We start from the raw sequence: 17,509 nt of genomic DNA, 5'->3' as shown, positions 1-17,509 counted from the left end.
CGGGGGCTCCGATGTCCGGAAGCATCATCCACCGCAAGCGGCGCAAGCTGAAGTCCGAGATCAACGTCGTGCCCTACATCGACGTGATGCTCGTGCTGTTGATCATCTTCATGGTGACCGCGCCGCTGCTGACGCTCAGCGTCGACGTCAAGCTGCCTTCGTCCGAGGCGCGGGCGACCCAGGAACGCACCGATCCGGTGATCGTCATCGCCTATCCCGACGGCAGCCTGGGCCTGCAGCTGCCCGGCGATGGGCGCCCGCGCGTCATCGACGCGACGCAGATGGAAGGCATGCTCGCTCCCATCCGCGAGCAGCAGGGCAACGACTTCCGGGTCATGGTGGCCGCGCAGGGCGATGCGCCCTACCAGAACGTGCTCGATGCGATGGACGTGCTGCGCCGCGCGAAGGTGAGCAACGTCAGCCTGATGACCAACGCGGGCGGTGATGCACGCTGACGCCCTCCAGCGTCCCGCCGGGACGCCGCCGGAAGAAGGCCTGGGCCGGGCGATCGCCTGGGCCGTGGTCGTGCACGTGCTGGTGCTGGCAATGCTGTTGCTGTCGCCCCTGCTGAGCTGGGACCCGGACCGCATCAGCGTGGCCGGCGCGCCGTCGATGGAAGCGGTGCTGGATGTCTCCAGCGCCGACCAGCGCGCCGTCGAGCGCGCGCTGGCGCTCGATCCCGAACCTTTGCCGCAGCCCGTGGTGGAGCCGTTGCCACAGCCGATCGACGAGGACGTTGCGCCGCCGCCGCAGCCGCTGCCCGAGCCGGTCCCCGAGGAGGCGCCGGTCGAACGCCAGCCCACGCCGCAGGAACGGGTGCCCGATCCGGAGCCGGTCAACCAGGAAGAGGTGCGCCGCGATGCCGAGGCCGAGCGTGCCCGCGTGGATCGGGAACAGGAAGAGAAGCGCCGCCAGGAGCAGATCGACCTGACCGAGCGCAAGCGCCAGGAAGAGGCCGAGCAGAAGCGGCGCCTGGCCCAGCAGCAGCTGGAGAAGATCCGCGCCGAACGCGAGAAGCTCGAACGCGAGCAGCGCCAGGCCCAGCAGCGGCTGCAGCAGATCGCCGACCGGCAGGCGCGGCAGGCCTCCGACCAGGCCCAGTCCTCGTCCGCGCCGCCGCCGCCCGGGAACCAGGGCGTCGATACGGGTCTCGCCGCACGCTATGCGGCCGCGCTGCAGGAGGCGATCCTGCGCAACTGGACCCGGCCCGACACCGTGCCGACCGGCCAGCGCTGCCAGATCGTCATCCGCCAGATTCCGGGCGGCGAGGTGGTCGAAGCGCGCGTCAGTCCCTCGTGCCCCTACGACGAGCTCGGTCGTCGCTCGGTCGAGGCGGCCGTGCTCAAGGCGCAGCCGCTGCCTTATGCCGGCTTCGAGTCGGTCTTCCAGCGCACGATCACGCTCAACTTCCAGGCGCAGGACCGCTGAGCCCGCGCAGGCGTCGGCCGCGGGTCGACGCCACGGCGAAACCTTCACGCCACCGCGCGTAGCGTTCGCCCGGGCGACGTCGGGCGGTTGCGTGCTGCGCCTCTCGCACGGCCAAGGGCGACGGCCCCCGTGCGCGCACCGCTGGAGTCCATCGCCGTTCATCTTCGTGCGACGATTCCCCGCCAAGCTGTCGCCGCCTCATTCACGACCCTCGAGGGACTTCCCCGATGACTTTCAAACGCTGCCTGTTCGCCATGCTCGCTCTGCTGTTGCCGCTCGGCGCGGCCGCGCAGCAGCAGGGACTGGAGATCGACATCATCGGCGGCAACGCCTCGGCCCTGCCGATCGCCATCGTGCCGATGCCCTACCAGGGCGGGGGCACCGCGCCGGCCACCGACGTGGCCGCGGTGGTCCGTGCCGACCTCGAGCGCTCGGGCCAGTTCCGCGCGCTGCCCGAACGCGACATGGTCTCCCGTCCGACCCGCGGCTCTGAGGTCGACTATCCGGCTTGGCGCGCGCTGCGCCAGGACTTCCTGGTGGTCGGCCGCGTGGCCGACGCCGGCTCGGGCAGCTACCGGGTCGAGTACGAACTGTTCGACGTGGCCAAGCAGGAGCGCCTGCTCGGCCTGGCCCTGACCGCGCCCGGCAGCGCGATGCGCGACGTGGCCCACCAGATGGCCGACGCCATCTACGAGAAGATCCTCGGCATCCGCGGCGCGTTCTGGACCCGCATCGCCTACGTCACCGCCACCGGCGCGGGGCAGGGCACCCGCTACGCGCTGATGGTCGCGGACGCCGACGGCTACAACCCGCAGACGGTGGTGCGCTCGAACGAACCGCTGCTGTCCCCGGCCTGGAGCCCCGACGGCACCCGCCTGGCCTACGTCAGCTTCGAGCGCGGCAACTCCTCGATCTACATCCAGAACATCACCACGGGCAGCCGCGAGCTGGTGTCCAGCTTCCGCGGCATCAACAGCGGGCCGGCGTTCTCGCCCGACGGCCGCCGCCTGGCGCTGACCCTCTCGCGCAGCGGCAACCCGGAGATCTACGTGATGGACCTGGGCAGCAAGGCCCTGACCCAGATCACCAACCAGTTCGGGATCGACACCGCGCCGGTCTGGAGTCCGGACGGCAACAGTCTCTACTTCACCTCCGACCGCGGCGGCCAGCCCCAGGTCTACCAGGTGTCGGCCTCCGGCGGTGGCGCCACCCGGGTGACCTTCGAGGGCAGGTACAACGCCGATCCGAGCATTTCCTGGGACGGCCAGAAGATCGCGGTGGCCCAGGGGGCCGGCAACACCTACCGGATCGCGGTGATGGACCGCAGCCTCGGTTCGCCGCGCTGGTCGACCATCTCCCCCGGCTCGCTGGACGAGTCCCCGAGCTTCGCCCCGAACGCCAGCATGATCCTCTACGCGGCGCGTGAAGGACGGCGGGGGGTCCTGTATGCTGTCTCGGCCGACGGCCGCGTGCGACAGCGCCTGGTCCTGGCCGACGGGGATGTACGCGAACCAGCGTGGGGGCCATACCGGACCCCCCGCTGACAAATCCTGCACAGCTATTCCATCAACCTGAACGTCCGTTTCAACGCCTGAGGATCGACGAGAATGAACACCAACAAGTCCGCCGTGCTCGGCAAGGCCGTGCTCATCGCAATGATGTGCGTCGCCATGGCCGCCTGTTCCAAGAAGGTCAAGGATGTCCCCCCGGCCGATACCACGCCGCCGCCGGCCCAGACGGGTGGAACCACTGCTCCGGGCGCCTACACCCCGGCGGACCTGGACACCGACGCCTGCCTGCGCCAGCGCGTGGTGTACTTCGACCTGGACCAGGACGCGCTGCGTCCGGAGTTCCAAGCCGCGATGTCGTGCCATGCCAAGTACCTGCGTGACCGTCCGTCCTCGCGCATCACCCTGGAAGGCAACGCCGACGAGCGCGGCAGCCGCGAGTACAACCTCGGCCTGGGCGAGCGTCGCGGCAACGCGGTGTCGTCGGCCCTGCAGGCCAACGGCGGTTCGGGCAGCCAGCTGACCGTGGTCAGCTACGGCGAAGAGCGCCCGACCTGCACCGAGTCCAGCGAGGACTGCTGGGCCAAGAACCGCCGCGTCGAGATCGTCTACACGGCGAAGTAAGAAGCGACGATGCGTGCATTGATCGTCCCGATCGCGTTCGCGGCGGCCCTCGTGGCCGCCGCGCCCGCTTCCGGCCAGCGCATGAGCCTGGCCGACCGCGTGGCCGTGCTCGAGCAGCGCGCGGCCGACAACCGCGGCAACGTCGACCTGCTCAACCAGCTGACCGAGCTGCGCCGCGAGGTGCAGTCCCTGCGCTCGCAGGTGGAGGAGCTGCAGCAGCAGAACGAACAGCTCAAGTCGACCAGCCGCAGCCAGTACCTCGACCTCGACGGCCGGCTCAACCGGCTGGAAGGCGCGGGCGCGCCCGCACTGCCCGATCCGGCCGGTGCGGGGACCCCGGTGGGCGCGGCCCCGGCCGCCCCCGCCGACACCAGGCCGAGTGTGCACGGCGACGCTGGCCTGATCGCCAATACCGCCGACGAGCGTGGCGCCTACGATGCCGCGTTCGCCGCGCTCAAGACCGGCGACTACGTCCAGTCCGCCCAGCTGTTCCAGGATTTCCTGCGCGTGTACCCGGAAGGGGTGTACGCGCCCAACGCGCGCTACTGGCTGGGCGAGAGTTATTACGTCACCCAGAACTACGAGATGGCGCGCGAGCAGTTCCAGGTCCTGATGGACCGTTATCCCACCCACGACAAGGCGCCTGGCGCCCTGCTCAAGATCGGCCTGTCGCAGTACGGGCTGCGCGACCTGGACGGCGCCGAGGCGACCCTGTCCCGGGTGGCCTCGCAGTTCCCGGGCACCGACGCGGCGCGCACCGCCGAGGATCGGCTGCACGCGATCCAGCTGGCGCGCGTCAGCCGCTGAGCATGAACGCCGTCGTGCCCGATGCGGCCGCCGCATCGACGGCGGACCGGCTGAAGATCACCGAGATCTTCCTGTCGCTGCAGGGCGAAGCCCGCGACGCCGGCTGGCCGACCGTGTTCGTGCGCCTGACCGGCTGTCCGCTGCGCTGCGTGTACTGCGACACGGCCTACGCCTTCCACGGCGGGCAGTGGTGGGACATCGAGGCGATCCTGGCCGAGGTCGCGCGCCATGGCGTGCGCCACGTCTGCGTGACCGGAGGCGAGCCACTGGCGCAGAAGCGCTGCCTGTCGCTGCTGGCGCGGCTGTGCGACGCGGGCTACGTGGTGTCGCTGGAAACGTCCGGCGCGCTCGATATCGGCTGCGTCGATCCGCGCGTCTCGCGGGTGCTGGACATCAAGACCCCCGGCTCGGGCGAGGTCGAGCGCAACCGCTGGGAGAACCTGCCGCTGCTGACGCCGCACGACCAGGTCAAGTTCGTGATCTGCAGCAGGGCCGACTACGAGTGGGCGCGCGAAGTGCTGCACCGGCATGCCCTGCAAGCGCGCTGCGACGTGCTGTTCTCGCCGAGCAAATCGGAGCTGTCGCCGCGCGACCTGGCCGACTGGATCGTCGCCGACCGCCTGCCGGTCAGGTTCCAGATGCAGCTGCACAAGCTGCTGTGGAACGACGAGCCGGGCCGCTGAACCGGCTCCCCTGTTTCCTGATTCCGCCCGACGATCCCCATGAAGAAAGCCGTCGTCCTCGTTTCCGGTGGCATGGATTCCGCCGTGGTGCTGGCCATCGCCCGCGAACAAGGCTTCGCCGTGCACGCGCTGAGCGTGAGCTACGGCCAGCGCCATACCTCCGAGCTGGAGGCCGCCGATCGCGTTTCCGCCATGCTGGGCGCGCGCGATCACAAGACCGTGCAGGTGGACCTGCGCGCCTTCGGCGGCTCCGCGCTGACCGACGACATCGAGGTGCCGGACGCCGGCGGCCCCGGGATCCCGGTCACCTACGTGCCGGCCCGCAACACGATCATGCTGTCGCTGGCGCTGGGCTGGGCCGAGGTGCTGGGCGCCAACGACCTGTTCTGCGGGGTCAACGCGGTGGATTATTCGGGTTATCCGGACTGCAGGCCCGAATTCATCGAGGCCTTCGAACGACTGGCCAACGTGGCCACCAAGGCCGGCGTGGAAGGCGCGGGCATCCGGGTGCATGCGCCGCTGCTGCGCCTGGGCAAGGCCGACATCGTGCGCGAGGGCCTGCGCCTGGGCGTGGACTTCGCCGCCACCGTGTCCTGCTACCGCGCCGACGACGCCGGCCGGGCCTGTGGCCATTGCGACGCCTGCCGCCTGCGCGCCGAGGGCTTCGCCGCGGCGGGCGTGGACGATCCGACCCGCTACGCGGGCTGATCCATTCGGTCATCCGGCGCGTGGTGGTGCGGGCAGCCGGGGCCTCCGGCATCGCGGCGCTCGCGCCGCAGCGGATCGATCTCCAGGCCGATGCGCAGCGAGCGGCCGATGCGTTGCGCGGTCTCGAACACATGTCGCGCCTGCAGCGGCGTCAGCACCGAGCGCGCGGTGGCGTCCCAGAGCGCCAGCCAGCGCGCGAAGTGCTGGTCGTCCAACCGCAGCGGGCGGTGCGCCGCCATCGGGTTGCCGCGGTAGCTTCCCGCGCGCAGCAGCACCGAGCTCCAGAAGCGCACCAGCGTGTCCAGGTGCGCCGGCCAGTCATCGACGGTGGTTTCGAAGATGGGGCCGAGCAGCCAGTCGGTGCGGGCCCGCGCGTAGAACGCGTGGACCAGGCGCCGGATCGCGGCTTCGTCGGGGAGGTGGGCCTCGCCGGGCGACGGGGTCTGCAGGAGGGCGGAAGCGGCCATGGCGACATTGTCGCCCACGCGGCCTGCACAGGCCTTGACCCAGGTCAGTACCGGGGGCGCGCCGTCGGCATGGCTTATAATCGCCGGCCTGCACGGGCCGTTAGCTCAGTCGGTAGAGCATCGGACTTTTAATCCGCTGGTCGATGGTTCGAATCCATCACGGCCCACCAGTTGCATCAACAACTTACGCGCGCCGCGCGGCGCCCTCCGTAAAATTCTCCGTAAAATGCGCGTGCTGTTGTGAGCTAGGCGTTCGCCGGAACATCCGTTAAGCCGCGAATTGTGTAGTCACGGCCGTCTGCAGCGACTAGCTCGCCGATCGCCGCCGATGCGCCTTGCTGTGCGAACCAGGCCCCTATGCGGACTAGCTGCTCGCGGTCGCCGTCGTGGCCTATCAGCTGGACGAGTTCCTTGCCGACGTTGGTGAACTTCCATACGGGTAGCAAGAACAGGTCTGTCGACTGCCCACGCTCCAGCTTCAAAGCCCAGCGGCCGGCCGAAAGCACTTCGATCGATGCTGCAGTGGTGAGTAACCTATACGTCAGGGCCGTCGGGTAGAGAGCGCCGAATTCCGCTGCCTCGAAGTGATGACCTTCGTAAACAAGCCGGTGAGTCTTGAGCCATGCTGGATCTTGCATGGGTATGAAGGCCGCCCCCGCGTACCACACTGCTTGCCTGCACAGCAATTCGAGCAGGGTAGCGTTCTCTCGCGTGAGATTCCGAAAGAACTCTAGGGTTCGCAGCGAGTAGCTGCCCGGACTTTTGATCTCTCCGGCCAATATCCTGCCCCAGAGCAACTGCATCTGCTCGGAGGAGATGTCTTCTGCCGCGCGAAAGAACCTATTGATCCAGTCCTGCTCTGGAGCGGTATCGGGCACTTCGCTCTCAGGCGCTAGTTCGATTGCCGCCGCCGACGTAATCGACTCCACGTTGTTCTGGCGCAGGCGGGCTACGTACTCGCGCCGCTGCTCCCCTCGAGCGTCAAGTGTGGAGGGGCCGACTCGGAAATCGTCATCTTCCGGACGTCGCCAAATCTCCAGCTCTTGATCTTTGTAGGCAATGGCGAGTCCGTGTTCTTCGTTCGCCTGCGCAATCGCCGCCGCGAGCACGTGGACCTTCTCAGCGGTGGCTTTCGCGTTCGCCTTGGTTAGGCTTGGCGCGGAAACAGCACCGGTCCCCTTCGAAATCACTTCGATCAAGCGCGTTATGGGCTTGCTCAGGCCGGCAAGGTCTGAAATCTTCATCTGTAGTTCCCCATAGCCGCGTCTCCGCCGTCCGCGAGCCTATCAGGCCGATGGCTTCACGGTGGGCACGCTCTTGTCGTAGACCTTCATCATCTGCTCGGTCAGGCCCAGTGCGTCCTGCTTTTCGGCGCGGGTGCCGGGGGTATCGGTGCCGCCCTTGCGCTTGAGGTCGTGCAGGCTGAAGCGGTCGGAGGCATCGATGATGCCTTCCTCGATCGCGGCGCGCACCAGGCGCTGCCATGCGCTGTCGAGGCCCGAGCGGGTGAGCGGTTCGCCGTTCTCGGCGAGGATCAGGTAGCGGTCTTCGGCGCGCAGCGGGTGCAGCCTGGTGGTGCGGGCGATGATGTCGCGGCGGTAGGTGAGGGCGGACGTCCAGACGGCGCGCAGGCGCGGGGACCAGGCGACGACGTTGTCGCGGCTGCCCTTGCGGCGGTTCGTGCGGATCCCGTCGGGCGTCTCCTGGGCTTCGGTGAGGTTGAGCGTCTCGATGCCGCGCAGGCGGCACAGGTAGCCGAGCTCCATCACCAGCGGCAGGTAGGGCGCGTGCGAGCCCTTCGTGCGCGCTGTGCGCGCCGCGGCGTCGACGGCGTAGGACAGCATGGCCAGATAGGCCTGCTGGGCCGGGAGGCGCTGCCGGCGGCGTTCCTCCGGCGCCTCGAGGCCCTTGCCAGGGTTCTGGCTGACCAGGCCGCGCCGCAGGCCCCAGCTGAAGAGCAGGCGCGCGTAGCGCAGCACCTTGGCGGCCTTGGTGGGCGTGCCCTCGGCGGCGATGCGGTCGACCAGGCGCTGCAGGTGGTGCGTGCGCAGGCGGTCGGCCTGCAGCAGGCCAACGCGGCCGCCGGAGCTCGTCGACTGGGCCAGCATCACGTCGCGGCTGTATTCGTAGTCGGCGCGGGTGGTCTTGGCCAGCGCCTTGAACTTGGGGCTGGCGTGGTAGGCCGCGGCCAGCCAGTCGACGGTGCCGGTGCCGGCCTTGTCCTCGACGAAGCCGTGCAGCTCCGACAGGCGGGCATCGCGGCCGGCGATGGTCTTGCGCACCTTGCGGCCGCTGTCGCCCAGCTCGAACACGAACCAGCGGCCGGTGCCGCTGGCGTCCCAGTAGACGCCCTTCGGCACCCGCGCGTAGTCGATGTGCGGCGGCAGGTTGGCGGGGACCTTGCGCGGGCGGCCGGCGGGGGGCATGGCTCAGATGATGTCCGGTTCGTAGGCGGCGCGGTCGTCGTTCGCGGCCGCGACGCCCAGGGCGACGTTGACGGCCTCGATGGTGGTGAAGATGCCACCCTTCCCGTCGTAGCGGTAGAGGATGCCCTCGCGCTTGGCCCAGGCCTCGACCGTCGCGCGGCGGGGGTTCTCGCCGGGGCGGCACAGCTGCTGCAGGGTTTCGAACGGGACGATGGACGGGTGCAGCACGGTGGTCAGCCTTCGTCGTCCACGCGGGCGGCGTCGTTGATCAGCTGCTGGCGGCAGTAGTCGAACACGCCAGCGGCGAACAGCGGGTGGGGCGGCATGCCTGGTGCGCGATCGGCGATGAAGAACGCGGGCTTGGCCTCGCCGGCCTGGATGATGGTGAGCGCGGCGAACTCGAGCTGGACGCCCGCCGCTGTGTCGCGCTCGATCACGTCGGCCCAGTGCCGGAGCATGTGGGGGACGTTGGCCAGGGCGTGGGCGGTGGGGAGGCGGGTGACGTCAGCCATTCGTCGTCTCCATGCCGCCACTTCCGGCGAACAGGTCGATGACGCGAATTACGCCCCTTTCGTATCCAGCCACCCAGGCGGCTTGCCGAAGCGCGTCTCGATTTCGCGCGCCGATTCGTGGTTCATCGCCTTGGCGTGTGGCTTGGTCGGGTCGGCCAGCCAGAAGCCGACGTAGGCCCGCGATTTGCCGATCATGGTTGCAAATCGGGCCTGATTGCCTTGCGCCACTTCGTCGATCAGGTCGCGCAGGCGCTGGCGGCGGGTGTCGGTGACCGGCTGGATCATGTGGCTCTCCGAAGGCTTGGGCATGCTGATCATGCCCCCGGGCGGCGCTGGTGCGCTCGACGTCGGTCCTCACGCGGCATTCGCCTTCGCGCCCGTGGTCGGGTTCTTGGCGCGGGGCTTTGCCTTCGTCTTCTCCGCTGCGAGATGTGCCGAACGGTGCCTGGGGCGTCATGCGGCCTCCTGGAGGGGCTGGCGAGAGGGGTCGAGATTCGCGACGAGCAGCGCCTCGTAGGGCGGCGGGCTCACGCTGTTGCCGCACATGGCCACGCTTCGGCTGACGGTCAGCGGGCGGCCGTCGGCGGTGCGGTCGATGATGTAGCCGCGCGGAAAGCCCTGCGCCCTGAACAGCTCGTGCTTCTGGAGCATGCGCAGGCCAATGTCGACGATCACGTACGGAGTGCCGCGGATTGTCACCGTCACCAGCGCCAGCCGGTCCCGGGTGCTGATGGTGGTCAGCGGCGCCCGCGCATCCGCGTCCTGGCCGCCGGTGCCGTGATAGCGCATCAGGAACGCGGCGACGCGCAGCGCGCCGGCCTCGTGTTCGGGGCTCAGGGTGCACTCGACCACGGCGTGATGCTGGCCACCTGCCAGCACTGTGCGCAGCGGGAGGTCGGCGCGGCCGCGTCCGCCGTTCGTGTTCGACGTCGACGCGTGCTGCAGATGGACCGCGACCAGCCGCTGCTGGCTGCCGGTCTGAGCGATCGTGGACACCGGCTCGTCGGCGCCGCGCGGCCGGCTGGTGTTGCTGTTCGGGCCGCCGGCGGCCTGCTCGAGGAAGGCGGTCATCACGCCCAAGGCGTTGGCCGCCCCCGCGGGCCGGGCAGCGCCGGCGCCGCTGGTGATGGTGGGGGCCGGCTCGTCGATCGCGCTGCCGGCGCTGTCGCCGCGGAACTTGACCAGGGCTGCGCCGGCCAGCATCAGCTCGCCGCGATGCGCGGCGGTGATCGTGGGGAGCGGGTCGGCAGGGTCATTGACCCGGTCGGAACCGTGATGAGTTGCCGGCACCAGCACCGGAGCGACCAGCGACGCGCCATTCCCGGTGGGCACGACGGTGGCCAGCGGTTCCGCGACCGACGCGGCGCGCGGCGCCTGGCCGTCGCGCTCGCCGTAGCGTGGTACCAGCGTGGGCGCCACCACCGCGTGCGCGCCGCCCTTCGGCCAGCCGGTGATCGTCGGCAGGGGCTCGTCGCCAGGGTGCACGCCGCTGGCGCTGGCGTTGGCGCACTGGACGATGAACGGCTCGGCGGTGTCGAGGACGTAGCGACGGACGCCGCGCGCGATGCGCCGCATCGTGGCGTCGGCCAGCGGCTTGCGACGGTCGAAGATGGAGGGGCACGGGATCGACCAGTCGATGCAGTCGGCCGCCGTCACGTACGGTTGCGCGCGGCCGGGGCCGTGCGTCGGCTCGGGCCACCGGATCGGCTCGCCGTCGCACCGGGCGACCATGAACAGCCGGGTGCGGCTAGTGCCGGCGCCGAAGTCGCAGGCCTTCAACTTCTGCCACTCGACCGCGTAGCCGAGCGCGCCCAGCGCGGCGACGAACTGGCGCCAGGTCCTGCCGGCGTGGCGCTTGTCCGGTACCAGGAACTGCTCGTGGCGCGGCACGCGCTCGCCCGGCGCGGCCACGGTGCCGTCCAGCCGGATCACCCGACCGGTCCCCCTGCACCGCTTCGCGACCAGCGGACCCCACTTGAGGATCTGCTCGACGTTCTCCAGTGTGATGATGCGCGGCGCGTTGCCGCTGCGGCGCAGGCTGCCGGCCCACTTCACCAGCACCCACGACAGGCCACGGATCACGGTGCTACGCGGCTGGCCGCCTTTCGCCTGGCTGAAGTGGGTGCAGTCCGGCGAGCCGTGCAGCACGCCGACCAGGCGGCCGCCCACCTCGGCCCGCGGGTCCGCGGCGTAGACGTCCTCGCACAGGTGGCGCGTGAACGGGTGGTTCGCGGCATGCATGCCGATCGCCCACGGGTTGTGGTTGATCGCGATGTCCACTGCACGCGCCAGTGCGGATTCGAGCGCATGGCTCGCGCCGCCGCCGCCGGCGAACAGGTCGACCACGATCTCTCCGGGGCGCAGGCGCGAGCGCGCGACGACCTGCGGGAAGTGAAAGCCGTGTTGGGGCGAGCGGCTACCGTCTGCCATCGGTGTTCCTTAGTGGTGGCGGGCGCCGCACGCGGCGCGCAGGGCGGTGTTGATGTCGACGACGACGGCGCCGCGCTCTGCGAGCTTCTCGGCGGTGGCTTTGTCGTTGGTGAGGACGAGGTCGCCGCTGCGCAGCTTCACGTCGCCCACGCCATTGCGGACCCCGTTGCGGACGACGTGGAAGGCGTCGTCGACGATGCGGCGGCAGCCGTAGTGCCGCTTCAGGGCTTCGGCGTTCCGGGTCTTGCCGGATGCCTGCGGGCCATAGATCACTGTGATCATGATTCCTCCTGGGTCAGGCGGCGGCAGGCGCCGCGGTGGGTTCGTTGGCGGGTTCGATGGCCTGCAGGGCTGCGGTGACGCGATCGGCGACAGCCGGATCCGGCTGACCGGTGCGCATGCAGTCGTAGTCGCGGCAGACGCGCGGGCGGGTGGCGTAGATGCGGCAGCGGTGCAGGCCCTGCGCAACTTCGAGGTGGCGGCAGGCGATCAGCTCGCCGTCGACCAGCGCGGAGCAGCAGGCGCCGCAGCGTTGGCAGAGGGCGGGGGTGATGGCTGTCGCGATTGGCATGTTGCTCAGGCCGCGCCTGCAGCGGCCTGGGGGTCGTTCGCTGCCTGCAGGGTTCGCTTGATCTCGTCCAGCACGCGCGCCTGGTCGTCGGCGGTGCGCAGCTGGCGCTGGAGGCGGGCGACTTGCGCCTCGAGCTCTTCGATGCGCTGCTGGTCCTGGCGCCAGTCGGCGGCGCGCTGGCGGAACTCGGCGGCGTTGGTGTCCAGCCCGCTGGCGGCGTTCTGGTCGGCGACGCTGGCGAGGAAGTCGGGCCCGCTCTGGCGGTGGGCGTGGGGCATGGTCAGTCGTCCAGGTCGTAGGTGCCGGTGCGCGGGGTGCGCGGCGGGAAGGTGTTCGCGGCTTCCATGCCGATGTGCTTGAAGAACTGGGTGGGGCCGAGGCGCTCGATGCGCCCACCGGCAGCCTCGAATGCGGCGATGTCGGCGCTGAGGCGCTCGCTGGCCGCGCGGGCGGCGTCGGGAATGCCGTCCAGGGCGCAGGCCGCGACGCTGCGGCGCGCCGGGCGCTCGATCGATGCCAGGCCGCGTGGGACGTCGCGCTCGCGCGCCGCGGGGCCGTGCACGAGGCGCGGTGTCGGCTTCGGCGCTTTCGCAGCCTTGGCCGGGCGCTCGGGCTTCGGCTTCGGCTGATTGGGTGGCTTGGGCGCGGCCGGCGGCTTGGCAGCCTTCGGTGCCTTGGGTGCGCGCGCGTTCGGCGGGAAGCCCCATGCGCGCGCCTGACGGCCCAGCGCGTACAGGCCCTCAAGCCCCTGCGTGCCGGTGCGCACCACCAGGCCCTTGCGGACCATAGACGCGATGAGGCCCGAGACCACGCGGATGTCGGTGTCGGGCAGGACGGCCCGCTGCACCTGACGCGATGTGACGGGGCCAGCCGCCTGCTGCAGCCAGCCGCGGATGCGGGCGGAGGCGGTAGGCGGTCGGCTGCTGGCGTCGGTGCGCGGCTCCGGCGCTGCCGGTGCCTGGGCGGGCTGGGAGAGTGCGGGTGGCGCTATCGGCGCGACGCGCGGAGTAGCTGCTGCGGCGACGGCCAGCTCGCGATCGGCGAAGTGGGGACGGCCGGCGTGCATCACCCGCACCAGCTCGCCGGACTTCACCAGGGTGTTGAGCGAGCCGAGCATGTTGTCGACGCGGATGCCGGGCTCCAGCGCATCCACCAGCTCCCGGGCGGTGTAGGCGCGCGGGTTCGCGCGCAGGAAGGCGCGCAGGCGGTCAGCACGGCCGGCGCCAGGGAGAGCGGCGCTGGACGTCACGGCGCGGCCTCGTTCGCGGCCTCGACCAGCTCGCGCGCGATCGCGACGCCTTCGTCGGTGAGGGTGAGGTAGCTGGGGCAGTATTCGTCGTCCAGCTGCACCAGGTCGGCGCGCTGCAGGCGCAGGGCCATGCGCTTGGTGACGTTGGGCGCCTGCACGGTGCCGGTGGTGGCGGCGCGCGGCGGTGCGGCGACGAAGCCGCCGCCGAAGCGGCGCAGGGTGTGCCCGGGCGCGCCGTAGGCGGCCAGCAGGGCGGTGCGCTCGAGAGGGGTGACGCGGGGGGCGGTGCCGGCGGAGTTCGCGGCCACGGTGGTTCCTTTGCCGGCCAGGGCCGGCGGTTGGGGTATTCGGTCAGCTGCCGTGCTGGGCGATCAGCGAGGCGAGGGTGAGCAGGGCGCCGGCGACGATGAGCACGGCGCGCCAGTGGCGGCGGCGGATGCGCGGCGCGCGGCCGGCCTGGGCGTTGGTGGTGCGGATGTGGTCGAGCAGGGTGGGCATGGTCAGCCTCCGGTGAACTGCGCACGCAGGGCGTACGCGACGAATGCCCAGCCGGCGACGGCGCCGGCGATGACGAAGGCGCGCAGCACGCGCTCGGCGATCTCTCGCCAGGTGCGCAGGTGCGCGTGGTCGGGGTTGCGGCGACGGTCAGCCACGGAAGTTGGCCTCCTGCGCCTGCTGGTCGTGGGTCAGCGGATAGAGCGTCGACTCGCTGGCCAGGTCGGCATTGCCGTGCAGGATCTCGGGCATGCCGGTGAGCTGGGCGAGGCGTTCGCGCAGGCGGAAGTCCAGCTCCTGGCGGTGGCGCTGGCGATTGCCCAACTTCACCAGCATCCGGCTCTGCGAGGCGCTCTGGCTTTCCTTCGCGGTGAGGTTGATGGCGTGGCCGTCGGCGATGCCGAGCGCGCGCAGGCCTTCGCGCAGGAGGACGAGGTCCTCGGCGGTGATGGGCGGGATCATTGGTATTCCCCGATGCTGCGGACGCGGTCGAGCGCATCCCAGGCCGCGACGATGGGACGGAGGGTGAGCACCAGCAGCTCGCACAGCAGGGCGTTCATGCCGCACCGCCCGGCTCGCTGTACGCGCACACCTGCCGGCGCAGGCGCTCGGTGTAGAGGTCGGCGAGCTTGCCGCCGTCTACGTGGCGCTCCTTCGCGTCGGCGACGATGCGGCGCACGACGTCCTGCTGCGTCTCGGGCATGCCCAGGCGCGCCGACTGCTGCACGGCGTTGCGCACGCGGCCCAGGTCCACCACCAGGCCGTTCATGCGCGCACCGCCGGGGCGGCCGGCGCGGCGATGTCCCGCGGCAGGGTGGAGGGCACGGCCTCGGCTGCCACGCGCGGGCGGCTGGCCAGCCAGGCTTCCACGGTGGCGGCGGTGTCGTCGTCGATGTCGATCGCGGCGCCGCGCAGCCAGAGCACCGGGGGCGCGTGCTGGTGGGTGCGCGCGTCGATGTACACGTCCGACCAGATGCGCCCACCGCAAAGGAACGCGGCGGTGCGGTCGGTGAGGCTGGCCCCCGGCTCGGCCTTGCCTTCCGGCACGTACAGCGTGGCGTTCACCTGGCCGGCCCGCGAGCCGTTGGGTTCGAAGGCCAGTTCGAGCGTCAGGCCCGCCACGGTGGGCACGCTCAGCGTCTGGCGCGCGCTCACCGGGGGCCTCCGCGCATCTCGGCGCGAGCGGTGCGGTGGCTGTCGATCGGCTCGTTGGCCGCGCCGGCGCGCGTCCATGCCTCGCTCTGGCGATGGGCCGTGGCGCGTGCCTTGACCAGGTCGGTCTCGGCCTTGAGGCGTGCGGTGGCCGCCCGGGCGCCGGAGTGGATCAGCCCGGCGACGGCCAGGCCGCCCGCGCAGAATCCGGTGATGTTGCCCAGGACGAAGCCTGGGTCGTAGAGCATGGCCAGCATGGTCGCCTCCTTCGGGTGGAAGAAGGCGGCCGGCAGGTCGCTGGGAGGGGAGGCCCAGTCAGCCGGTCAGGGGTGGGACCGGCTGGCGACCTGCCGGTCGCCCGTCCCGGAGGGGATGACCGGGACGGGCGAACCTTAAGACCCCTTAAGTCTTCCTGTCAAGCCCTCTTAAGATCGCCCATCGCAAACTGGGCGGAGCCGGGTGGGGACCCGGACCGAAGAAGGGACGCACACATGCGAATCGCGCTTTTCCTGCTCGCGCTGGTCTTGCTTGCTGCCTGCACCACCTCCCGGCCGATGATGGCTCCATCGGGTGCGCAGGGTTACAAGATCTGGTGCGAGATGCCGTCGCAGTGCTACTCGCGTGCTGCTCAGCAGTGCCCCTACGGCTACACGATCGAGGCCAGCGAGAAGGATTACTGGGGTCTGGGCGACATCGACGGCAACCTGTTCATCGTCTGCAAGACGCCCGAGCAGGCGCCGTCGGCAACGGCTACACCCGCCGCCGCCGCGCCCGTTTCACCCGCGACGGACGCGCAGCCTTCGCAGGCACCACGCGAGATGGATCCGGCGAAACGGTGCGATGCCTGCGGGCGCATCGGCACTCCCTGAGCCGATCACCACTAGCGGGCGGGCGGCGCGTCTGGCGGGTCGCATCCATCCTGTACGCATGCCTCCAGCGTGACCATGCGCTGGTGCACCGCCTCGATCTGGTCGTCATCTAAGGCGGACAGGGATGGTGCGTCGTACATGTCGAGCATGCGCTGGAGCTCGCTCACCCAGCCGTAGCTTATGGCGACGCGGTTGATCGCCCGAATCATGCGCGCGGTCCGCGTCATGTCCACAACCGGCATCGGCTGGTTCGCGGCGAAATGCTGGTATCGGCGCCAGGCGTCGACCTCGTCCGCCGACTGCGGTGCCGGCGCCGGAATCGAATCCGCGATGATCTGGCGCAGGCGAGAGACCTTCGCCTGGAGCGAAGCAGCGTCGTGCATCGATTTCCCCTGTAGCGGCTAGGCCGCGGCAGCAAGGACGAAGCGCAGCACCTTCGCCCGAGGCAGTCCCTCGTCGAGCAGTTCGTACGCCAGTTGCGTGAGTTCTGCCCGCTTCGCGGGTGGCAACGTGCGGGCCTGTCGCTGAAGCGCGTCCTCGACCTCGGTTGCCAGCTGAAACGCGAGAGTGAGGGCCTCGGGTTTCAGAACCTGAGACGCCTCGGCGGGCGCGGCGTCTGCTATCCGCAGGGGCGCGCGGTAGGGGGCGGCATGCCCCAGGAGCAATTCGCGTGGGTCGGCGCCCACGGCCTCGGCGATATTGAACAGCTGGGCGGCCTTCACGTGTTCCGTGCGGACCTTGTCCTTCAGCCAGTTGTGGATAGTGGCTTCGGTGGTCTTCGCCCGTCGCGCGACCTCGGCGGGCTGTAGATCGCGCTCTCGCATGCGGGACTCGAGGCGCTGGCCGAGGGACTGTGGAGGCATAAAGATAGCTTAAGTTTCTGAGGCTAAAGACCGCTTGACAGGTCACCTTAAGAGGTCTTAAGGTCTCGACCCATGCTCGCGATCACCAAAAAGCAGCTTCGAGCCGCACTGGGCGGCCCCGCCAACGACGCGGAGATCAGCCGCTTCTTCGGAATCTCCCAGGCGGCTGTGAGCCAGTGGGGCGAGGACGATCCAATCCCTGAGCGCCGGGCGCTAGCGGCCGTGTTCAAGCGACCGGACCTGTTCGGGAGATTCGCATCGCTTCCCGCCAACGACGACACCGCCCCAGCCGAGGGCGAGGGCGCGAGCAATGGCTGAGGCCGGCGAGCTAGCGGTACTCACCCTGATCCGGGATGGAAAGGACCAGCTCCGGGAGGCGCTGGCGCGTTCGGGTTGGTACCAGCGATCGCGCGCCACGAGTCCAGGAAGTCCTGAGCGGACTCGGCCATCGCTGCAATCTCCGGATCGGGGTGCGCACCCAGATCGTCCAGGGACAGGACGACCTGCGTGAGCTTGTCCAAGCTCTCCCAGAACGGCTGGTTGTCGCGCTGCTCGCGCAGCAGTGCCAGCAGGGCCACTTCCATCGCCAAGGTCTTCGCGGCCAGCAGTTGGCTGGTCGGCAAGTCCGGTTGTGCCATGTCCGTCTCCGGTGTCGGGTTGGGGCTCAAGCGCCTGCCAGCCTACATCGGGGGCGGGCGCCATCCGGAAGAGAACGGC

The 17,509-nt window shown here is 70.2% G+C and carries 30 protein-coding genes and 1 tRNA gene; 10 read left to right on the top strand and 21 right to left on the bottom strand.

The window, feature by feature from the left end; translation table 11 throughout:
• The first annotated feature begins 11 nt into the window (after positions 1-11).
• From ACFQ2D_RS16250 to queC, 7 genes are all read left to right on the top strand, one after another.
• Positions 12-455: an ExbD/TolR family protein gene (locus ACFQ2D_RS16250; RefSeq protein WP_280942752.1), complete on the top strand. Its 444-nt coding sequence runs from the start codon at positions 12-14 to the stop codon at positions 453-455.
• The gene (locus tag ACFQ2D_RS16245; RefSeq protein ID WP_280942753.1) at positions 445-1,428 is read left to right on the top strand and encodes a cell envelope integrity protein TolA; all 984 of its coding nucleotides are present in this window, start codon (positions 445-447) and stop codon (positions 1,426-1,428) included. The genes ACFQ2D_RS16250 and ACFQ2D_RS16245 overlap by 11 nt, the downstream gene beginning before the upstream one ends.
• A 227-nt stretch (positions 1,429-1,655) precedes the next feature.
• Positions 1,656-2,972, top strand: a complete 1,317-nt coding sequence (tolB, locus tag ACFQ2D_RS16240; RefSeq protein WP_280942754.1) for a Tol-Pal system beta propeller repeat protein TolB — start codon at positions 1,656-1,658, stop codon at positions 2,970-2,972.
• 111 nt (positions 2,973-3,083) lie between these two features.
• Positions 3,084-3,560 (top strand): peptidoglycan-associated lipoprotein Pal, encoded by a 477-nt coding sequence (pal, locus tag ACFQ2D_RS16235; RefSeq protein ID WP_386795723.1) that lies wholly within the window; start codon positions 3,084-3,086, stop codon positions 3,558-3,560.
• Between the two features lie 9 nt (positions 3,561-3,569).
• Complete coding sequence (gene ybgF, locus ACFQ2D_RS16230; RefSeq protein WP_280942756.1) at positions 3,570-4,367, top strand: tol-pal system protein YbgF; 798 nt, start codon at positions 3,570-3,572, stop codon at positions 4,365-4,367.
• A 2-nt stretch (positions 4,368-4,369) separates the two neighbouring features.
• Positions 4,370-5,050 (top strand): 7-carboxy-7-deazaguanine synthase QueE, encoded by a 681-nt coding sequence (queE, locus tag ACFQ2D_RS16225; protein ID WP_280942757.1) that lies wholly within the window; start codon positions 4,370-4,372, stop codon positions 5,048-5,050.
• Positions 5,051-5,089: 39 nt separating this feature from the next.
• The gene (gene queC, locus ACFQ2D_RS16220; protein WP_280942758.1) at positions 5,090-5,758 is read left to right on the top strand and encodes a 7-cyano-7-deazaguanine synthase QueC; all 669 of its coding nucleotides are present in this window, start codon (positions 5,090-5,092) and stop codon (positions 5,756-5,758) included.
• Here the strand turns inward: queC and ACFQ2D_RS16215 are convergent.
• A complete protein-coding gene (locus tag ACFQ2D_RS16215; protein WP_280942759.1) occupies positions 5,746-6,225 on the bottom strand; it encodes a group III truncated hemoglobin in 480 nt (159 codons plus the stop codon). The genes queC and ACFQ2D_RS16215 overlap by 13 nt on opposite strands.
• 94 nt (positions 6,226-6,319) lie before the next feature.
• Between ACFQ2D_RS16215 and ACFQ2D_RS16210 the strand changes: the two genes are divergently transcribed.
• Positions 6,320-6,395: transfer RNA gene (locus tag ACFQ2D_RS16210), tRNA-Lys, on the top strand.
• A 75-nt stretch (positions 6,396-6,470) separates the two neighbouring features.
• On the opposite strand, the gene ACFQ2D_RS16205 is transcribed toward ACFQ2D_RS16210, so the two are convergent.
• The 17 genes from ACFQ2D_RS16205 to ACFQ2D_RS16125 all read right to left on the bottom strand — a co-directional run bounded on the left by ACFQ2D_RS16205 (position 6,471) and on the right by ACFQ2D_RS16125 (position 15,317).
• Positions 6,471-7,469, bottom strand: a complete 999-nt coding sequence (locus tag ACFQ2D_RS16205; protein WP_280942760.1) for a DUF2806 domain-containing protein — start codon at positions 7,467-7,469, stop codon at positions 6,471-6,473.
• A gap of 42 nt (positions 7,470-7,511) precedes the next feature.
• Entirely contained in the window at positions 7,512-8,651 is a 1,140-nt protein-coding gene (locus ACFQ2D_RS16200; protein ID WP_280942761.1) for a site-specific integrase, read from the bottom strand.
• A gap of 3 nt (positions 8,652-8,654) precedes the next feature.
• A complete protein-coding gene (locus tag ACFQ2D_RS16195) occupies positions 8,655-8,879 on the bottom strand; it encodes a hypothetical protein (protein ID WP_342457133.1) in 225 nt (74 codons plus the stop codon).
• 5 nt (positions 8,880-8,884) lie between these two features.
• Positions 8,885-9,163: a hypothetical protein gene (locus ACFQ2D_RS16190; RefSeq protein ID WP_280942762.1), complete on the bottom strand. Its 279-nt coding sequence runs from the start codon at positions 9,161-9,163 to the stop codon at positions 8,885-8,887.
• A gap of 48 nt (positions 9,164-9,211) precedes the next feature.
• Positions 9,212-9,448, bottom strand: a complete 237-nt coding sequence (locus tag ACFQ2D_RS16185; RefSeq protein WP_280942763.1) for a hypothetical protein — start codon at positions 9,446-9,448, stop codon at positions 9,212-9,214.
• A gap of 168 nt (positions 9,449-9,616) precedes the next feature.
• Positions 9,617-11,593, bottom strand: coding sequence for a DNA cytosine methyltransferase (locus ACFQ2D_RS16180; protein WP_280942764.1), 1,977 nt, complete (start codon positions 11,591-11,593; stop codon positions 9,617-9,619).
• A 9-nt stretch (positions 11,594-11,602) separates the two neighbouring features.
• On the bottom strand, positions 11,603-11,875 hold the full coding sequence (locus ACFQ2D_RS16175; protein WP_280942765.1) for a hypothetical protein: 273 nt from the start codon (positions 11,873-11,875) through the stop codon (positions 11,603-11,605).
• Between the two features lie 13 nt (positions 11,876-11,888).
• The gene (locus ACFQ2D_RS16170; protein WP_280942766.1) at positions 11,889-12,164 is read right to left on the bottom strand and encodes a hypothetical protein; all 276 of its coding nucleotides are present in this window, start codon (positions 12,162-12,164) and stop codon (positions 11,889-11,891) included.
• 5 nt (positions 12,165-12,169) lie between these two features.
• A complete protein-coding gene (locus ACFQ2D_RS16165; protein WP_280942767.1) occupies positions 12,170-12,442 on the bottom strand; it encodes a hypothetical protein in 273 nt (90 codons plus the stop codon).
• A gap of 2 nt (positions 12,443-12,444) precedes the next feature.
• Entirely contained in the window at positions 12,445-13,413 is a 969-nt protein-coding gene (locus ACFQ2D_RS16160) for a hypothetical protein (RefSeq protein WP_280942768.1), read from the bottom strand.
• The gene (locus ACFQ2D_RS16155) at positions 13,410-13,721 is read right to left on the bottom strand and encodes a hypothetical protein (protein ID WP_280942769.1); all 312 of its coding nucleotides are present in this window, start codon (positions 13,719-13,721) and stop codon (positions 13,410-13,412) included. The genes ACFQ2D_RS16160 and ACFQ2D_RS16155 overlap by 4 nt, the downstream gene beginning before the upstream one ends.
• Before the next feature lie 43 nt (positions 13,722-13,764).
• Positions 13,765-13,911 (bottom strand): hypothetical protein, encoded by a 147-nt coding sequence (locus tag ACFQ2D_RS16150; RefSeq protein WP_280942770.1) that lies wholly within the window; start codon positions 13,909-13,911, stop codon positions 13,765-13,767.
• Between the two features lie 2 nt (positions 13,912-13,913).
• Complete coding sequence (locus ACFQ2D_RS16145; RefSeq protein WP_280942771.1) at positions 13,914-14,066, bottom strand: hypothetical protein; 153 nt, start codon at positions 14,064-14,066, stop codon at positions 13,914-13,916.
• On the bottom strand, positions 14,059-14,370 hold the full coding sequence (locus ACFQ2D_RS16140) for a hypothetical protein (RefSeq protein ID WP_280942772.1): 312 nt from the start codon (positions 14,368-14,370) through the stop codon (positions 14,059-14,061). The genes ACFQ2D_RS16145 and ACFQ2D_RS16140 overlap by 8 nt, the downstream gene beginning before the upstream one ends.
• 94 nt (positions 14,371-14,464) lie before the next feature.
• Positions 14,465-14,677 carry a hypothetical protein gene (locus ACFQ2D_RS16135; RefSeq protein ID WP_280942773.1) on the bottom strand — a complete coding sequence of 71 codons (213 nt, stop codon included), beginning with the start codon at positions 14,675-14,677 and terminating at the stop codon, positions 14,465-14,467.
• Entirely contained in the window at positions 14,674-15,063 is a 390-nt protein-coding gene (locus tag ACFQ2D_RS16130) for a hypothetical protein (protein WP_280942774.1), read from the bottom strand. Before ACFQ2D_RS16130 ends, ACFQ2D_RS16135 begins: the two co-directional genes overlap by 4 nt.
• Positions 15,060-15,317, bottom strand: a complete 258-nt coding sequence (locus ACFQ2D_RS16125; protein WP_280942775.1) for a hypothetical protein — start codon at positions 15,315-15,317, stop codon at positions 15,060-15,062. Before ACFQ2D_RS16125 ends, ACFQ2D_RS16130 begins: the two co-directional genes overlap by 4 nt.
• A gap of 234 nt (positions 15,318-15,551) precedes the next feature.
• Between ACFQ2D_RS16125 and ACFQ2D_RS16120 the strand changes: the two genes are divergently transcribed.
• The gene (locus tag ACFQ2D_RS16120) at positions 15,552-15,929 is read left to right on the top strand and encodes a hypothetical protein (RefSeq protein WP_280942776.1); all 378 of its coding nucleotides are present in this window, start codon (positions 15,552-15,554) and stop codon (positions 15,927-15,929) included.
• Between the two features lie 11 nt (positions 15,930-15,940).
• Here ACFQ2D_RS16120 and ACFQ2D_RS16115 read toward each other — a convergent pair whose 3' ends face one another.
• Together ACFQ2D_RS16115 and ACFQ2D_RS16110 are read right to left on the bottom strand one after the other, a co-directional pair.
• On the bottom strand, positions 15,941-16,312 hold the full coding sequence (locus ACFQ2D_RS16115) for a hypothetical protein (RefSeq protein WP_280942777.1): 372 nt from the start codon (positions 16,310-16,312) through the stop codon (positions 15,941-15,943).
• Positions 16,313-16,330: 18 nt separating this feature from the next.
• A complete protein-coding gene (locus tag ACFQ2D_RS16110; RefSeq protein WP_280942778.1) occupies positions 16,331-16,792 on the bottom strand; it encodes a helix-turn-helix domain-containing protein in 462 nt (153 codons plus the stop codon).
• Positions 16,793-16,864: 72 nt separating this feature from the next.
• On the opposite strand from ACFQ2D_RS16110, the gene ACFQ2D_RS16105 reads away from it, so the two are divergent.
• Positions 16,865-17,110, top strand: coding sequence for a hypothetical protein (locus ACFQ2D_RS16105; RefSeq protein ID WP_280942779.1), 246 nt, complete (start codon positions 16,865-16,867; stop codon positions 17,108-17,110).
• Between the two features lie 20 nt (positions 17,111-17,130).
• On the opposite strand, the gene ACFQ2D_RS16100 is transcribed toward ACFQ2D_RS16105, so the two are convergent.
• The gene (locus ACFQ2D_RS16100; protein ID WP_280942780.1) at positions 17,131-17,430 is read right to left on the bottom strand and encodes a hypothetical protein; all 300 of its coding nucleotides are present in this window, start codon (positions 17,428-17,430) and stop codon (positions 17,131-17,133) included.
• Positions 17,431-17,509 lie beyond the last annotated feature (79 nt).

It is taken from the genome of Luteimonas composti (assembly GCF_042678665.1).
GTDB classification, from domain to species: domain Bacteria; phylum Pseudomonadota; class Gammaproteobacteria; order Xanthomonadales; family Xanthomonadaceae; genus Luteimonas; species Luteimonas composti.
This window is presented reverse-complemented; position numbering and strand designations above follow the sequence as displayed.

Excerpts from the sequence above, each read along its gene's own strand:
- ACFQ2D_RS16250 (WP_280942752.1), top strand. The coding sequence starts at position 12 with ATGTCCGGAAGCATCATCCACCGCAAGCGGCGCAAGCTGAAGTCCGAG.
- ACFQ2D_RS16245 (WP_280942753.1), top strand. The coding sequence starts at position 445 with ATGCACGCTGACGCCCTCCAGCGTCCCGCCGGGACGCCGCCGGAAGAA.
- tolB (WP_280942754.1), top strand. The coding sequence starts at position 1,656 with ATGACTTTCAAACGCTGCCTGTTCGCCATGCTCGCTCTGCTGTTGCCG.
- pal (WP_386795723.1), top strand. The coding sequence starts at position 3,084 with ATGATGTGCGTCGCCATGGCCGCCTGTTCCAAGAAGGTCAAGGATGTC.
- ybgF (WP_280942756.1), top strand. The coding sequence starts at position 3,570 with ATGCGTGCATTGATCGTCCCGATCGCGTTCGCGGCGGCCCTCGTGGCC.
- queE (WP_280942757.1), top strand. The coding sequence starts at position 4,370 with ATGAACGCCGTCGTGCCCGATGCGGCCGCCGCATCGACGGCGGACCGG.
- queC (WP_280942758.1), top strand. The coding sequence starts at position 5,090 with ATGAAGAAAGCCGTCGTCCTCGTTTCCGGTGGCATGGATTCCGCCGTG.
- ACFQ2D_RS16215 (WP_280942759.1), bottom strand. The coding sequence starts at position 6,225 with ATGGCCGCTTCCGCCCTCCTGCAGACCCCGTCGCCCGGCGAGGCCCAC.
- ACFQ2D_RS16205 (WP_280942760.1), bottom strand. The coding sequence starts at position 7,469 with ATGAAGATTTCAGACCTTGCCGGCCTGAGCAAGCCCATAACGCGCTTG.
- ACFQ2D_RS16200 (WP_280942761.1), bottom strand. The coding sequence starts at position 8,651 with ATGCCCCCCGCCGGCCGCCCGCGCAAGGTCCCCGCCAACCTGCCGCCG.
- ACFQ2D_RS16190 (WP_280942762.1), bottom strand. The coding sequence starts at position 9,163 with ATGGCTGACGTCACCCGCCTCCCCACCGCCCACGCCCTGGCCAACGTC.
- ACFQ2D_RS16185 (WP_280942763.1), bottom strand. The coding sequence starts at position 9,448 with ATGATCCAGCCGGTCACCGACACCCGCCGCCAGCGCCTGCGCGACCTG.
- ACFQ2D_RS16180 (WP_280942764.1), bottom strand. The coding sequence starts at position 11,593 with ATGGCAGACGGTAGCCGCTCGCCCCAACACGGCTTTCACTTCCCGCAG.
- ACFQ2D_RS16175 (WP_280942765.1), bottom strand. The coding sequence starts at position 11,875 with ATGATCACAGTGATCTATGGCCCGCAGGCATCCGGCAAGACCCGGAAC.
- ACFQ2D_RS16170 (WP_280942766.1), bottom strand. The coding sequence starts at position 12,164 with ATGCCAATCGCGACAGCCATCACCCCCGCCCTCTGCCAACGCTGCGGC.
- ACFQ2D_RS16165 (WP_280942767.1), bottom strand. The coding sequence starts at position 12,442 with ATGCCCCACGCCCACCGCCAGAGCGGGCCCGACTTCCTCGCCAGCGTC.
- ACFQ2D_RS16150 (WP_280942770.1), bottom strand. The coding sequence starts at position 13,911 with ATGCCCACCCTGCTCGACCACATCCGCACCACCAACGCCCAGGCCGGC.
- ACFQ2D_RS16140 (WP_280942772.1), bottom strand. The coding sequence starts at position 14,370 with ATGATCCCGCCCATCACCGCCGAGGACCTCGTCCTCCTGCGCGAAGGC.
- ACFQ2D_RS16135 (WP_280942773.1), bottom strand. The coding sequence starts at position 14,677 with ATGAACGGCCTGGTGGTGGACCTGGGCCGCGTGCGCAACGCCGTGCAG.
- ACFQ2D_RS16125 (WP_280942775.1), bottom strand. The coding sequence starts at position 15,317 with ATGCTGGCCATGCTCTACGACCCAGGCTTCGTCCTGGGCAACATCACC.
- ACFQ2D_RS16120 (WP_280942776.1), top strand. The coding sequence starts at position 15,552 with ATGCGAATCGCGCTTTTCCTGCTCGCGCTGGTCTTGCTTGCTGCCTGC.
- ACFQ2D_RS16115 (WP_280942777.1), bottom strand. The coding sequence starts at position 16,312 with ATGCACGACGCTGCTTCGCTCCAGGCGAAGGTCTCTCGCCTGCGCCAG.
- ACFQ2D_RS16110 (WP_280942778.1), bottom strand. The coding sequence starts at position 16,792 with ATGCCTCCACAGTCCCTCGGCCAGCGCCTCGAGTCCCGCATGCGAGAG.
- ACFQ2D_RS16105 (WP_280942779.1), top strand. The coding sequence starts at position 16,865 with ATGCTCGCGATCACCAAAAAGCAGCTTCGAGCCGCACTGGGCGGCCCC.
- ACFQ2D_RS16100 (WP_280942780.1), bottom strand. The coding sequence starts at position 17,430 with ATGGCACAACCGGACTTGCCGACCAGCCAACTGCTGGCCGCGAAGACC.